At 61.5% G+C, this 13,628-nt stretch carries 13 protein-coding genes and 1 pseudogene; 4 read left to right on the top strand and 10 right to left on the bottom strand.

Annotation, left to right across the window (positions count from 1 at the left end):
* Window positions 1-92: 92 nt before the first annotated feature.
* Together ACHMXK_RS10270 and ACHMXK_RS10265 are read right to left on the bottom strand one after the other, a co-directional pair.
* Window positions 93-716, bottom strand: coding sequence for an isochorismatase family protein (locus ACHMXK_RS10270; RefSeq protein WP_397439986.1), 624 nt, complete (start codon window positions 714-716; stop codon window positions 93-95).
* A gap of 52 nt (window positions 717-768) precedes the next feature.
* Window positions 769-1,353, bottom strand: coding sequence for a TetR/AcrR family transcriptional regulator (locus ACHMXK_RS10265; RefSeq protein WP_397439984.1), 585 nt, complete (start codon window positions 1,351-1,353; stop codon window positions 769-771).
* Between the two features lie 147 nt (window positions 1,354-1,500).
* Between ACHMXK_RS10265 and ACHMXK_RS10260 the strand changes: the two genes are divergently transcribed.
* On the top strand, window positions 1,501-3,117 hold the full coding sequence (locus ACHMXK_RS10260; RefSeq protein WP_397439982.1) for a 4-hydroxyphenylacetate 3-hydroxylase family protein: 1,617 nt from the start codon (window positions 1,501-1,503) through the stop codon (window positions 3,115-3,117).
* An 87-nt stretch (window positions 3,118-3,204) separates the two neighbouring features.
* Here the strand turns inward: ACHMXK_RS10260 and ACHMXK_RS10255 are convergent, their stop codons facing one another.
* The 5 genes and pseudogenes from ACHMXK_RS10255 to ACHMXK_RS10235 all read right to left on the bottom strand — a co-directional run bounded on the left by ACHMXK_RS10255 (window position 3,205) and on the right by ACHMXK_RS10235 (window position 7,449).
* The gene (locus ACHMXK_RS10255) at window positions 3,205-3,870 is read right to left on the bottom strand and encodes a Pr6Pr family membrane protein (protein WP_397439980.1); all 666 of its coding nucleotides are present in this window, start codon (window positions 3,868-3,870) and stop codon (window positions 3,205-3,207) included.
* Between the two features lie 69 nt (window positions 3,871-3,939).
* Window positions 3,940-4,402 (bottom strand): annotated as a pseudogene (locus ACHMXK_RS10250) (DUF2721 domain-containing protein).
* 170 nt (window positions 4,403-4,572) lie between these two features.
* A complete protein-coding gene (locus ACHMXK_RS10245; RefSeq protein ID WP_397439978.1) occupies window positions 4,573-5,436 on the bottom strand; it encodes an alpha/beta hydrolase in 864 nt (287 codons plus the stop codon).
* Window positions 5,437-5,440: 4 nt separating this feature from the next.
* The gene (locus tag ACHMXK_RS10240) at window positions 5,441-7,039 is read right to left on the bottom strand and encodes an autotransporter outer membrane beta-barrel domain-containing protein (protein ID WP_397439976.1); all 1,599 of its coding nucleotides are present in this window, start codon (window positions 7,037-7,039) and stop codon (window positions 5,441-5,443) included.
* 71 nt (window positions 7,040-7,110) lie between these two features.
* Complete coding sequence (locus ACHMXK_RS10235) at window positions 7,111-7,449, bottom strand: hypothetical protein (protein WP_397439975.1); 339 nt, start codon at window positions 7,447-7,449, stop codon at window positions 7,111-7,113.
* A gap of 448 nt (window positions 7,450-7,897) precedes the next feature.
* On the opposite strand from ACHMXK_RS10235, the gene ACHMXK_RS10230 reads away from it, so the two are divergent.
* On the top strand, window positions 7,898-8,779 hold the full coding sequence (locus ACHMXK_RS10230) for a DMT family transporter (RefSeq protein WP_397439973.1): 882 nt from the start codon (window positions 7,898-7,900) through the stop codon (window positions 8,777-8,779).
* 15 nt (window positions 8,780-8,794) lie between these two features.
* On the opposite strand, the gene ACHMXK_RS10225 is transcribed toward ACHMXK_RS10230, so the two are convergent.
* From ACHMXK_RS10225 to ACHMXK_RS10215, 3 genes are all read right to left on the bottom strand, one after another.
* Entirely contained in the window at window positions 8,795-9,253 is a 459-nt protein-coding gene (locus tag ACHMXK_RS10225; protein WP_397439971.1) for an Lrp/AsnC family transcriptional regulator, read from the bottom strand.
* 271 nt (window positions 9,254-9,524) lie between these two features.
* Complete coding sequence (locus tag ACHMXK_RS10220; protein WP_397439969.1) at window positions 9,525-10,793, bottom strand: Hsp70 family protein; 1,269 nt, start codon at window positions 10,791-10,793, stop codon at window positions 9,525-9,527.
* 3 nt (window positions 10,794-10,796) lie between these two features.
* Window positions 10,797-11,303, bottom strand: coding sequence for a hypothetical protein (locus tag ACHMXK_RS10215; protein ID WP_397439968.1), 507 nt, complete (start codon window positions 11,301-11,303; stop codon window positions 10,797-10,799).
* Window positions 11,304-11,530: 227 nt separating this feature from the next.
* On the opposite strand from ACHMXK_RS10215, the gene ACHMXK_RS10210 reads away from it, so the two are divergent.
* Both ACHMXK_RS10210 and ACHMXK_RS10205 read left to right on the top strand, forming a co-directional pair.
* Window positions 11,531-12,502 (top strand): tripartite tricarboxylate transporter substrate binding protein, encoded by a 972-nt coding sequence (locus ACHMXK_RS10210; protein WP_397439966.1) that lies wholly within the window; start codon window positions 11,531-11,533, stop codon window positions 12,500-12,502.
* 299 nt (window positions 12,503-12,801) lie between these two features.
* Window positions 12,802-13,122, top strand: a complete 321-nt coding sequence (locus ACHMXK_RS10205) for a hypothetical protein (protein ID WP_397439964.1) — start codon at window positions 12,802-12,804, stop codon at window positions 13,120-13,122.
* Window positions 13,123-13,628 lie beyond the last annotated feature (506 nt).

Below are 13,628 nucleotides of genomic sequence, written 5' to 3'. Positions count from 1 at the left end.
ATGCTCTCTTTTTTATAGCTATCTGCGCACGCTGCATAAGGGCCAAAGTCCCTTTTCTCTTGAACCTTGGGGCCTGCGTCTTTCTCTGCGCACTACTTCACCAAACGCAGCACGGCATCAAAGTCCGGATGTTCGGCCGTGCGCAGCCACTCAAACGCGACCATCTCGGTGGTCACCAGTTCGGCACCGGCACCGGCCAGGCGATCGAAGGCGGCGTCGCGGTTGCGTTCGGTGCGTGAGCTGCAGGCGTCGGTGACGACCCAGACGTCGAACTCTTCTTCCAGCAAACCTAACGCGGTCTGCAGCAGGCAGACATGGGCTTCGCAGCCGGCGATGACGATGGTGCGGCGGCCTTCTTCTTCGGCCGGCGCGGCGCGTTGCAGGTGTTTGGGCAGGCTGCGGGCATTGCCACCTTGCGTGGGTTTGCGCGCCGGCGGGCGCAACCAGTCGCCCAGACCTTCGTCCACCGCGTTGAAATGCATCTTGCTCAGCGTTTTGCCGCCGGCCGCTTCAATGGCGGCCTGGATCTCTGGCGTATTGGGGCCCAGGCCCTCGGGGTTTTGCACCGTGCCCCAGACCGGCAGCGCCAGCAACTGGGCCATGCGGGCCAGGCGCAAGGCGTTGGCAACAATGAGTTCATTTTCAAAAATGGCGGGCATCAGGCGAACCTGGTAGTCCACCAATACGAGTTGGGAGTCATCGGCGTCAAGCAACATGGTTATTCCTGAAATTCTGAAGGTTGGAAAAATTGATCAAGGCCCGGGGCGTTCATCGCTGCAAGCGCTCCACCAGGCCGATCACATAGATGTCAAACAGCATGGTGGCGTCCTGCCCGAACATGCGGATACGGCCGGTGTGCTGCATCAGCAGCAAACCCACGCCGTGGGCAAACAAGGAGGTATTTTCGCGCAAGGCGTCTTCGGCATTCAGCCCCATGGCTTGCAAGGCCATTTCGCAGGGGCGCAAGGCATCGTGCAGACGGTCGTTCAATTGGTAATTCAGCTCTGCCGTCAGGCCGCGCGGCTGCATGCCCTGCACCAGGTAAAAACCCAGGTCCAGGTCGCGCGGGTTGGCGGCGTAAAAACCAAACCAGGCGCTGGCCTTGGCCTCCAGCAGATCGGCCGGGCTGGCGGCGTCCAGACCCGCCGCATCAACCACCGCATTCAGGCGTTCCAGCGACTCGGCCAGCAGCGCGCCGTAAATCGCCTCCTTGTTTTCAAAATAGGAGTAAATCGCGCCCGGTGTGTAACCGGCCTGTTTGGCGATTTCACGGATGCTGGCGCCCTCGATCCCCAACCGCTCAAACACCGAGCGGGCGGCGTCGAGCATCAGCGCCCGGCGCGAATCATTCATGGCTTGTTGGCGGGCTAGTCTGGCTTGCATCGGATGAATATACCCCCAAAACCCGGGCAATCTGGTTGGCTTTGAACACCAAAACAATGGATTGAACACTGTTTAATTTGTCACTAGAATGGCCAAAACAAACTCGGAGACACCCCCATGAATGCACCCGCCCCAGCCGCCACACTGATGTCCGGCGACGACTTTCGCGAGTCGCTGCGCCGCTACAAACCACGTGTGTTCCTCGATGGTCGGCTGGTCGATAACGTGGTGGACGAGCGTGGTTTTGGCCCGGGCATCAATGCCATTGCGCTGACCTACGATTACGCCCTCAAAGCCCAGTACGCGCCCATCATGACGGCGCTGCAGCACACCAGCGGCAAGCGGGTGAACCGCCTCACCCATATCAACACCAGCAGCGGCGACCTGCTCAACAAACTCGAAGCGGTGCGCCTGGTCTGCCAGGAAACCGGCTGCGCCCAACGTTACCTGACACATGACGCGCTCAACGCGATTGGCCAGGTATCAAGCCGCATCGATGACGCACGCGGCACAACCGAAAACACCGCACGTTTTTTGAACTACCTGCACCGCGTGCAGGACCAGGACCTGACCCTGGGCATCGCCATGACGGACGCCAAGGGCGACCGCAGCCGCCGGCCGCATGAGCAGGCCGATGTCGACAGCTATGTACATGTGGTCGAGCGCAACGCCAAAGGCATCGTTATCAGCGGCACCAAGGCCATCGTGACCGGCGCGCCCTATATGCACGAGTTGCTGGTCATGCCCTGCCGCAACATGGGCAAGGAAGACGCCGACTTTGCCGTCTGCTGCGCCGTGCCGGTGGACGCGCCCGGCATCACCATCGTTGCGCGCCCGGCGGGCCGGCCCGGTGAAAAGGTCGAACACGGCGCCGCCCTGTTCAGCCGCAAATACGGCCAGAGCACGGGCGTGGTGATGTTCGACAAGGTGTTGGTGCCCTGGGACAACGTGTTTTACGCGGGTGAATGGGAACACTCCGGCCACCTGACCTACAGCTACGCCACACACCACCGCCACACCTGCATAGGCGCGCGGGCCGGTTTTGGTGACCTGCTGATTGGCGCCGGTGCGCTGATGTGCGAAGCCAATGGTTTTGACCCGGCCAGGGAAACACATTTGCGCGAGCAGATGGTGGAACTCATCACCATCACCGAAAGTTTTTACGCCTGCGGCGTGGCGGCCAGCGTCTACGGCAAGCCCGACGAGCACAGCCAGACCTTCATGCCCGACCCGGTGTTTTCCAACATCGGCAAGTTGCTGCTGGCGACCAAGATTTACGACATGCACCGCATTGCCCACTACGTCAGCGGCGGCCTGATCGTCACCCTGCCCGGCCCCGACGAAGACCACAACCCCGAGACCGGCGCCAAACTCTCGGAAGTGTTACGCGCCAACCCCGATGTGCCTTATGAGCAGCGCATTGAAACGGCACGCTTCATCGAAGACCTGACGGCCGGTTACCAGGGCGGTTGGTACAGCGTGATCAGCCTGCACGGCGGTGGCTCGCCCGCAGCGATGAAGCAGGAGATTTACCGCAACTACCCGGTGGGCAGCAAGGTCGAACTCGTGGAGCGCATCCTGGAGCGCGGCGTGGCGCACGACCCAGACCGTGCGATTACAAAGAACCGCCAGCCCGGCAAATGCTGCGACACCGGCTGCACCACACCGGGTCAGCCGGTGATGGTGGACTTGCCGGCGGTAGAGGCCACACTGCCGTCCCGGCGCGGCACTTGAGCCCTGTTTGTGCATAAAACAGGCCCCTAGCCGGCGTGGCATGGCCGCAAGAAGCTATTGAAACGATAGCAAGAAGAGCGGCTTGCTTTAACGCCCGCGGCCTGACAGTGCGGCTTTCAGCCCGACAAAGCATGCCACGACAAAACCGTAAGCGAGCAGCAGGCCCACGGCGTTCAGCAGCGCGGTGCGGTAGCCGAGTTTGAAGACATCGACAAAATCGTAGGGATACAAACCGACGATCTCGCCGCGCACAAACACATACACCAGATAGGCCAGCGGGTACACCAGCAACCCTGGCACATCCGACCAGTGCACGGCGCGTGCCGGCGCGGCCCAGGCCCAGAAGAGCACGAACAGCAGGGGCATCAGGTAATGCAGCGTGGCATCGGCCAGAAACTGCGCGCCCTGCGGTTGCCACAAGTGACGCAGGATCAAAAAGTACACCGCGCCCACAATCGTGATGCAGCCCGCCACCGCCGTCATCGCCACCGGGCTGGTTGCCAGCCGGTAGCCCGCAAACCCGGGGCCGGCGCCAAAGGCCGACAGCACCAGTGCGGCCAGCAGGTTGGTCAGGATTGTGAAATAACCGAAGTACAACACCAGGGCCATTGCCGGACTGCGCCCCTGCGCCATCACCAGCGCTACCGTCAGCCAGAGTTGCAACAGCAGCATGGCCCACCCTATCAGCGCGCCGGCAGCGGCAAAGCTGCGCAAAGCCTTGCTGGCGCGGGGATCGGTGCTGGCTGGGATCATGCTTTTGCTATGCCTTTAATAGCTGCTTGCGCTTATCAGGCACCGGCTACAGCCCATTTTTATACAGAATCAGCTTTCTTTGGCAGGCAACTCGGCAAACCGGAGCAAGCGTGTGGCCAGCATGGTTTCAGCCAGAAAGCAGACCAGCGCCGCAAGAAAAACACACCACACCCGACAAAAAGGAGATGGTCGCGATTTTCAGAATCGGCAACTCGGCGGTCTCGCCCAGAAACAGCAAAATAATGGTGACGCCAATCAGCATGGCGCAAAACGTCAGCAAGGCCAGGCAGCTGTTGACCAGCCATCCGCGGTGCCTGAGCGCCCGCAGTTCGGCGTACATCTTGAGGGCACGTGGCGGCGCCACGCCGCCGTCCTCCAGCCGGTTTTCCAGGAAACGGGCACGATCGATGATGCGTGCCAGCCGGCCCGCCACGGCACCAATCATGCCGGCGACCGCCGTCAGAAGAAACACCGGTGCCACAGCCAGCTGTATGCCGTGTGTGACCGTTGAAAGATCAGTCGCAAAGTTCATCTGAAACTCCTCGCGGCAAGCAGGCTGCTCAGCCGTAGTGATAGGGAGGAACAAGGCACAAAGACCGGTTGAGGGCGCATATTCATGTTGTGTTTGTTATTGAATTTTTCAGCCCAAGTGTAGGTGCATGTCTGCGGCCTTTTTTGCCTGGCCTGGCGCCCTCGCTGGCATCAGCGTTCTTTTGAAACGGCGGCTTGACCCAGGTGTACATCGACCTCACTCAGCAGTTGCGGCCAGTGGTCGGCCCAGCAGCATTCGTGGCCATAGCCGGGTTTGACGATGACAGCCGGCCTGTTGTCCAAAGGAAACCGTTGGGCAAAGTCGATGCTCAGTGACGGAGGGATGGTTTTGTCCGCATCACCTGCAAAATGCGTTTGCGGAATGTGTTGCAGTTGAGCGATGGCATCCGCAGGGTTGAGCGAACCGGCCAGCGCTTCTATCTTCATCTTCTGCGTCCACGCGTGATGGTCCAGATTGCCCGCGACGGTGATCACTTGCGCAATATCTGAGCGGCGTGCCGCCAGCAGCAGCGCCACGGCGGCGCCGCCGGAATAACCCACCAGCGTGATTTTCCTCGCGCCAAACTGCTGCTTCACACCGTCCAGCGCCTGGCCGGAAGCCTCAATCACCTCGGGCGCAAAACGCCGGTGTGTCCAGTAGCGTTCGGCGCAGCCGGCGCTATCAGCCCCCACATACTGACAGGGGCGGCCCAGATAAGCGGCGTTGCCCTGGGGATGGGCCAGCGCCAGGCGCAAGGCCAGCGGGTTGTTGGGCGTGGGGTCCGACGACGGCTGCTGGCCATTGATCCAGGCCAGGCCATCGCCCTCGATATACACCGTCAGATGCTCGTCGGCGACATAGCTTGACGGCAGGTAACGCATCAGCCGGAACCTGCCCGCGTTGACCGTTGACGGCAACCACCCCCTGCTTACGGCCAACGTATCAGCACGCTGACTTCGCAACTGTGGCGCCGGCACGCTGCTACACGCGGCCAGCAGCCAGACACACAAGGCCAGGGGAAGGATGCGTTTCACGGTGTCAGAAGTTCCAGCGCAGCTTGAGCGACGCGGTCTGGTTCAAAAAGTGGTTGCGAAACTCGGCATCGTAACGCGCCGTGAGTTCCACGCCGCTGCTGAGCTTTTGCACCAACCCGGCCCCGACACGACCGATCCAGGGGTCTTGCGTCAGGCCATAAGTCACAAACGAAGCGCCGGGTGCGCCCGCAAACGCCGCCGTGATGCTGCTTTGCCTGTTCAAGGCGTCATAACCCACACCCGCATTAGCCGTCAGCGCCGTGCTGGAATTGAGCTGGTGGCTCAGCTTGCCGTCGACGGCCAAAATCATCTGATCGCTGCTGCGTTTGCCCACGGCCAGATTCAGCAGGCCGGCGCCACTTTCTTCGTACGCGCTATCCTTGATCCAGGTGTAGTCGGCACGCACGGATGGCGTGAACACCGTCTTGTCGGACAGCTGAAACACCTGGCCCAGCCCCACGCCGGCGTGGGTGGAGACGCTGCTGTAGTTGGCGCTGGCCACGCTGGACATGAAGCCAATCGTGCGGCGGGCATTGTTCCTGTTCAGGCCCGCATCCACCTGGAAATTCAGGTTGGTGGTCTCGTCCAGGCTGTGGCTGCCGTAAGCGATGAACTGGTAGACATCCACCGAGCTACGCTGCGGGACCGTGGCCGAGTTGCTGTCGACACCGCTGTTGGCATAGGCAAACGCCAGGCCCAGCCGGGTTTTGTCGGAGAAGGTGTCGTCCAGGCCGGCGGCCAGGCCGGAGGTGCTCGCCTTGTAGCCCGACACGCCGCTGACATCGCCCTGCCTGGCCCAGGAGCCAAAAGGCTTGATCCAGAAATGTTTGCCGCTGACCTGCTCGTCGCCGGAGGACAAACCACGGCTGGCCTCAATGCGAGCCTGCACCACGCCGTTCACCCCCGTCAGCGCCGCATTGGCCGACACCATGGAGCCACCCGTGAGCAGCGGCAAAGTCTGGGAGACGGCGTTGGAGACGGCCTGGTCACCAACCAGCCCCGTAAATAGGGCTTGCAGATTGGCATGGCCGTCGATGGCACGCGCCGCGCCGTAACTGGGGCTATTGCTCAAACTGGCGCTCGCTTTGTACACGCTAAAAACGGGACCGACTGCGCCAGGTACCTCTATGCCGAGCTGGCCAAAGTCAGGAAACAGCAGGTCCCAAATCCCCGCGCCGTTCTGCACCAATAGCCAGGTTTGGCCCATGTATTTGCCGGTCAAGGTGCCGCTGTTGAGCAAGGGCGCTGAAATCCCGGACAACACGCTGGTATAGGTCTTGGCCTGGACCGCACCGCTGTCGATGCCGAAACGCATCGGGCCGCTGGCGGACGCCGTGACACCGGTCGCGGCCATTTGCCCATAACTTGCCGCCGTGCTGCCCAGAGCGATGCTGTAGTTCACCGGCAGCTTTCCGCTATAGGTCAGGGCCGTGACATTGCCGCCTTGTCCGTTGATCAGCGTGGTGAGGTTGCCGAGGTTGCGGATCGAGTACCCGCCGACCGAAGAAAGGATGCCGTTGACGTTTCGGATGGTGCCTATCGTGGCCCCAGCGGTGTTACGGATGGCGTAAGCGGAAACACTGGCAGCTGTGACTGCGATCAAGCCTGAATTGTCGATCTGGGAAATAAATCCATCGTTTTCAAGCCCTCGCGATGTTGCACGCAATTGCCCCGTCACCACCAGGTTGGTGATGGCCCCCCCATATTTCGCACACCATAAAAGCTACCGCTGCGGTTTCCGGCGATGGTCAAGGTGCAGATCAGCCTGGGGCCATTGGGAGCGGCCGTGCCGCCGTCAATCACAACATCGTTTTGTACAGCCACGCTGCTGTTGGCGTTCAGCGTCAGATCGGCCGTTCCTGGGCCGGTACAGAAATAGTTCGCACCGCCCACACCGCCGCCATCCCAGAGGACAACATTTACGGAGGGGTCGCAGCTCACGGCGGCCTGGGCCAGGTTGGCGAGCAGCAGGCCGGGAATGGCCAGAGTCAGCGACTGGATGATTTTCAGCAAATGACCTGCGGGGGCTTTGGCGGAACATCGCTTGCTCTGGGCCAATGCGTGCCCATGCGTTTGACGCCGGATGAGGCGTGTGTATTTTTTTCATTCTGACAATTTCAAAGGTTGATGCGCGGATGAACAAAAGCGCGCGCCAGAAAGGCCATGCGGTCTGCGTCATCTGCTTGCGGGTTTAAGCGGGGCACAGCTCCGATAACGGCACGCCGGGCGGGTGACCATAGGGATTCCTCGCCGGAGAAATCTGAGCGAATCTGAGCGCTCAAACCTGCAAGAGCCCAGATCGCTATTTATTTGAGAGCATGTAGTGCACAACTACCAAGGGCTGGAGGCCTATTTCTTATACAAAGAGGAGCATTCAGCAAGCTGCAGCCCAGGCCAGCGCGCCGCAACACGCGCCACAGCCGACAATACAAGGCATGCAAACAATGGCTGGCACACACCCATGAACAAAAGCGGGATTCTTCTCCACATCGCCGGCCTGTGGCTGCTCTCGACGCTGGACGCTTCCGGCAAGTGGCTGGTCATGGCCGGCGTCCCGGTGCTGATGTTGTCCTGGGTACGTTATTCCGTGCACACCGCGCTGATGACGGCCGTGGTCCTGCCTTCACGCGGCCTGGCGATATTCAAAACCCAGTCGCTGGCGCGCCAGATGGTTCGCGGCGTGTTGATGATTGCCACCACCGTGCTGTTTTTTTCGGTGCTGGCCCGGCTGCCGCTGGCCGAAGCCACGGCCATGAACTTCCTGGCGCCGCTGTTCCTGATGGCGATGGCACCCTGGCTGCTGCATGAGCCGCACCGCCTGCACCGCTGGCTGGGTGTCCTGGCCGGTTTTGCCGGGATGCTGATTGTGGTGCGGCCCGGCGCCCAGCTCGACCCGGTCGGTGTGGTGCTGGGCCTGTTGACGGCCTTGACCTTTGCCTTGTTCCAGATCGCCACGCGCCGTGTCGCCCACGACGATCCGCTGACCACCAACTATTACGGCGGCCTGTTTGGCACGGTGGCGCTGACGCTGGCCCTGCCCTGGTTCTGGGAAATGCCGCAGCTGTCGCCCTGGCAGTGGGCGCTGCTGCTCTCCACCGGCCTCACCGGTTTTCTCGGGCATTGGCTGCAGATTGCCGCCTTCCGGAAAAGCCCGGCCAGCCTGCTGGCGCCTTTCAGCTATTTGCAAATTGTGGCCGCCGCCACCTTGGGCTGGCTGGTGTTCGGTCAGTTGCCGGGGCAGATCAGCAGCCTCGGCATCGCGCTGATCTGCCTCGCCGGCTTGGGCGTGGCGCTGACCGAGGCGCGTTTGTCGGTGCTCAGGTCACGCCGCCTGACGCCTTGATTTTTCGCCAGGCGCTCAGGCCGGGAACAGCGGCAAATCGGCCTTCTTCAAGGTGCGCAGCACAAAGCTGGACTTGCTGTGGCGTATGCCCTTGATCTTGTAGAGGCGCTCACGCAGCAGGCGTTCGTAGTCCCGGGTGCCGCTGACCGCAATGCGCAGCAAGTAGTCGTAGTCGCCGGAAACCAGGTAAGCCTCGATCACTTCCGGGATTTTGGCCAGGGTCTCGCCAAACTTTTCCAGGGTGTTGTCGGAGTGGCTGTCCAGCGTGACCTGCACCAGCACGGTGTCACTCAAGTCCAGCGCCGCGGCATTGATGCGCACGGTGTAACCCTCGATCACACCGGACTCTTCCATCTTCTTGATGCGGTTCCAGCACGGCGTGTGGCTCAGGCCCACGGCCTGCCCTATCTCCTGCAGGCTGGCGCGGGCGTTGGCCTGCAAGACCTGCAATATTTTTCGGTCGGTTTTATCCATTTGGCAAACTTTCCTTCATAAACAAGTTACTGAAGGAATTATTGCTTAATTGATTGCCTATCTGAAGAAATACAGAAGCACTTTCTCCGCCTGCACGCCGATACTTCTTTCTGGCAAGCGGATTTACCGATACGTGTTGCAAGGCAAATTCACCAGCGGGTTACCGCCCGCTGGTGTGTTTGGGCATCTCAGGCATGTGCCGGTCATCCCGGACGCCATTAAAAAAACCGTGTATGCATGCAGGTAAGCCCTGCCATGACCAAGCAGCGTTCTAGCCGAACTTGCGTAGCGCATCCAGCGCCAGACCGGCGCCAATGCTGCCGAACAAATCACCTTCGACACGCCGCGCCTGCGGCAGCAGCGCCGCAATGCGCTCGCGCAGCAAAGGCACGCTGCTGGAGCCGCCGGTAAAAAACACCGTGTCCACAGCGTCCGCCTGCAGGCCCGCGTCACGCAGCAGACTGGCCACGTTTTGCGCCACGGTGTCCACCAAGGGGGCAATCGCCGTATCAAAATCGGGCCGCTGCAACAACAAGGTTTCGCCGGGCGCAATGCGGCCCAGGTCCATGCGGGTTTCGGCCGCGCCGGACAACGCGATCTTGGCTTCCTCGACCTGCATCGCCAGCCAGTGGCCGGCGCGTTCTTTCACCAGGTTCTGCAGGCGCCCCAATTTGTCTTTGTCCTGCGCGTCGCGGTGCAGGTCGCTGATCTGCGCCCAGGCCTTCTTGGTGTAGGCGAAGTTGATGGTGTGCCAGGTCGCCAGGTTGAAATATTGGGCCGAGGGCAAGGCCAGCCCGCTTTTCAGTTGGCTGCCCAGGCCCAGCATGGGCATCACGCTGGCCAGGCTCAGGTATTTGTCGAAGTCGGTGCCGCCTATATGCACACCGCCGCTGGCCAGGATGTCGTCGCGCCGCTCCGCCCTGCCCGCACGTTCAGGCGCCAGGCGCACCAGCGCAAAGTCCGAGGTACCGCCGCCAATGTCCACCACCAGCACCAGCTCTTCGCGACTGATTTGCGACTCGTAGTCGAAAGCCGCGGCAATCGGCTCGTACTGAAAAGCAATCTCGCTCAGGCCAACACCGCGGGCGATCTCGGCCAGGGTGTTTTCCGCCTGTTTGTCGGCCTCGGCATCGCCATCCACAAAAAAGACCGGCCGCCCCAACACGGCGCGGCTGAACTCACGGCCGGCGGATGCTTCCGCGCGGCGCTTGAGCTCGCCGATGAACTGTGCCAGCAGCGCGCGAAACGGCAAGGCGCGGCCGGCCACTTCGGTTTGTTCGTCAATCAGCGAGGTGCCCAGCAAGCTTTTGAGCGAGCGCATCAAGCGCCCCTCGTAACCCGCCAGGTAGTCGGCCAGCGCGGCGCGGCCGTAACTCACATGGGCATCTTCGGCGTGAAAAAACACCACCGACGGCAAGGTCGGCTTGCCGTCTTCAAGCGACAACAGCGCCACCTGCCCGCTGGCGCCGACCACACCGCTGCCGGCCGTGGAGTTGGAGGTTCCGAAGTCAATGCCGCAGGCGTCTGGTAATACGCGCATGGCTCAGACCGGCTTTTGGAAATCGTTGTCGGCCCAGGCCGTGGCACTGGTCCGGCTCAGCTTGAAGGCCGGCGACACACGCCACTGCGCCAGTTGCTCACCGGTCTCGTCCTGTGCGCTTAGCGTCGCATAAGGGTTGTCTTCATCCGGCACGATGTCCAGGCAGACCGTGACACGGGCGCCGCGCGAACTCACTTCCACGCTTTGGTGCAGGGTGGCATGCAACTGCTGCTCATGGCGGCGCACAAACTCCGACGCGGTCTTCACCAAGGTGCTGAAAGCCGTGTTGTCCAGTGGTTTGGGATTTTTCTTGTCGCGCCCCATGGTCCAGGGCCCGACCAGCGCAGGCTCGGGTTCGCCGTCCTTGATCATGGCCACGGCCCAGCCGTCGTCGTCTTCGTTCTTGAGGACTTTGGCCGTCCAGCCGTCGCCGCACCACAGGCGGGGCTGCTGGATGGGGGCGTCCGAGTCGGCGGGGAAGTCGGGGGAGGAAGAGGCAATATCGGTCACGAAGGCGTCACTTGGGTCAAGAGGGAATCGGGGGAAGGCAGGCGGGCAGTCAGCCGCCCTCAGAAGAAATAGGCGAAACAGGCCGGCCAGGAGGCCGCCCGGTTCGGGGTCGCTGATTCTAACGGCGTCTCACGGCATCCTCGCGTAAACGCGGATGACGCCGCAGCGACGCGTCTATACGCTGGGGCCTCACATCCGACCCCGTCCACCTTCACGGAGACATTGCCATGACCCAGCGCCGCGATTTTATTGTCCGCACCACCGCAGCCGCCGCCAGCCTGGCACTGCCGGCCTGGGTCGGCGCCCAGAGTTTTCCCTCGCGCCCCATCAAATACATCTGCCCCTGGCCGGCCGGCGGTTCCACCGACGCGGTCATACGCTCCCTGGCCGACAGCGCCGGCAAAACCCTGGGCCAGACCATCATTGTCGAAAACAAACCCGGCGCGGGCGGCATGCTGGGCGCCATCGACATGCTGGGCGCCAAACCCGATGGCTACACCCTGACGCAACTGCCGCACGGCGTGTTTCGCATCCCGCACATGCAAAAAGTGGCTTACGACCCCTTGAAAGATTTCACCTGGATCGCCTGCCTGACCGGCTACACCTTTGGCTTGGTGGTGCCCAGCGACTCGCCGATCAAAACTATCCAGGACCTGGTGGCCTACGCCAAGGCCAACCCCGAAAAATTCTCCTACGGCTCCACCGGCACCGGCACCAGCCCGCACCTGGCGGTGGAAGAGTTTGCCCAGCGCGCCGGTATCAAGCTCACGCATGTGCCTTTCAAGGGCAATGCCGACAACATGCAAGCGGTGCTGGGTGGCCACGTGATGGGCGCCAGCGACGCCACCGGCTGGGCCCCGCATGTGGACAGCGGCAAGCTGCGCCTGCTGGCCACCTACGGCAGCAAACGCACCAAACGCTGGGCCACGGTGCCCACCCTGAATGAGCTGGGTTACCAGACCGTGTCGGACTCGCCTTTTGGCGTGTGCGGCCCCAAAGGCATGGACCCCGCCGTCGTGCGCGCGCTGCACTATGCCTTCAAGAAAACCCTGGACGATCCGGCCGTGCTGGCCACCTTCGACAAGTACGACCAGTCGGTGATTTATATGAACACCGAGCAGTACACCAAGTTTGCCCGCGACAGCTTTGCCTCTGAAAAAGCCACCATGGAACGCCTGGGCATGGCCAGCAAAAGCTGATCCCGGCCGCCAGGCGGTGTCCGCTTAATTCGCAGGCAATCTGTCGCAGGCCACGGCTGGCGTGGCTTTGCGAACTTTTCCCTGCGCTTATCCACAGCTTGACACACAGGATGCGTGGGTAACCTTGGCGACACCAGAGCCTTGTGGAGCTGCAAGCTGCGCCTGGATTGGGCTGGTGATTAAGGACCAGAAGAGAAATGGGATTTAACACCTACACTTCTTGACGGTATGTTTCATGTTGTTGCAAAACTTGCAAAAACACGGAACTTCTTTATTCAATCACCCACCTGGTATTGCTCATGACAAAATTGTTCGCCTCCCTGATTGCTTCGGCATTGATGGCTTTCGCCGCCACCTCGGCCATCGCCGCTGACGAATACAACAAACCACCGGCTGGCGACAAACAATACGCCCAGTGCGTGGTGACGTCCAACAAGAAGTGGGAAGGCGGCAACGACAAGAGCAATGTCAAGGGCCAGACCAACGCCCAGGCCTTCTGCACCTGCCTGTGGAACGAAACACCGGATGACTTCAAGGGCGGCCTGGCCACCTTCTCGGACACCCCCAAAGGCAAGACCATCAGCAAGATCTGCGAAAAGCACTCCGGCTGGGGCGAGTAAGACCCAGGGCGCGCCACAGCGCCTTGAGCGGGCCAGCCACGGCCATTGGCGCCAACAGGTTTTCCTGTTGGCGCTTTTTTTTGCCCCTGCTGCCGGCGTCCATGTTGTGGCACGGCCTGCAGATGCTGGCCATCATTGCGCACTATTCCGATAGACGCTGACCACGTCGCTGGCGTTGACTACTGAATGTCGGCTTCGGAGGAGGATCAAAAACGCCTTAGGGCCCGTTGCAGTCCTTCGGTGCTCCAAGGTAAATGTCGGCTCCGCAGCGGTAGCTGCCGTTGGTCAGTGTCTGCTTTACGGAAGCCCTACTGCGATTTTTGATTGCCGGTCAGATGTCGTTCGTGTCGGCCAGCAAGCGGCCAGATACGGCTGTCCACGAATGCCCGCTCCTCAGAAGAGCCCCGTTGAAGTGCTGCGCCGCTCATCACAGCGCACTCAAGTGGCCCGCGCACCGGTGAAGCTGCCATTAGGCGCGGCACCCTTCCGCGCGCTCGTTACGTTTC

The organism is Polaromonas sp. UC242_47 (assembly GCF_044452385.1).
In the GTDB taxonomy this organism is placed as follows: Bacteria; Pseudomonadota; Gammaproteobacteria; order Burkholderiales; family Burkholderiaceae_C; genus Polaromonas.
This window is presented reverse-complemented; position numbering and strand designations above follow the sequence as displayed.

Excerpts from the sequence above, each read along its gene's own strand:
- ACHMXK_RS10270 (WP_397439986.1), bottom strand. The coding sequence starts at position 716 with ATGTTGCTTGACGCCGATGACTCCCAACTCGTATTGGTGGACTACCAG.
- ACHMXK_RS10265 (WP_397439984.1), bottom strand. The coding sequence starts at position 1,353 with ATGAATGATTCGCGCCGGGCGCTGATGCTCGACGCCGCCCGCTCGGTG.
- ACHMXK_RS10260 (WP_397439982.1), top strand. The coding sequence starts at position 1,501 with ATGAATGCACCCGCCCCAGCCGCCACACTGATGTCCGGCGACGACTTT.
- ACHMXK_RS10255 (WP_397439980.1), bottom strand. The coding sequence starts at position 3,870 with ATGATCCCAGCCAGCACCGATCCCCGCGCCAGCAAGGCTTTGCGCAGC.
- ACHMXK_RS10230 (WP_397439973.1), top strand. The coding sequence starts at position 7,898 with ATGAACAAAAGCGGGATTCTTCTCCACATCGCCGGCCTGTGGCTGCTC.
- ACHMXK_RS10225 (WP_397439971.1), bottom strand. The coding sequence starts at position 9,253 with ATGGATAAAACCGACCGAAAAATATTGCAGGTCTTGCAGGCCAACGCC.
- ACHMXK_RS10220 (WP_397439969.1), bottom strand. The coding sequence starts at position 10,793 with ATGCGCGTATTACCAGACGCCTGCGGCATTGACTTCGGAACCTCCAAC.
- ACHMXK_RS10210 (WP_397439966.1), top strand. The coding sequence starts at position 11,531 with ATGACCCAGCGCCGCGATTTTATTGTCCGCACCACCGCAGCCGCCGCC.
- ACHMXK_RS10205 (WP_397439964.1), top strand. The coding sequence starts at position 12,802 with ATGACAAAATTGTTCGCCTCCCTGATTGCTTCGGCATTGATGGCTTTC.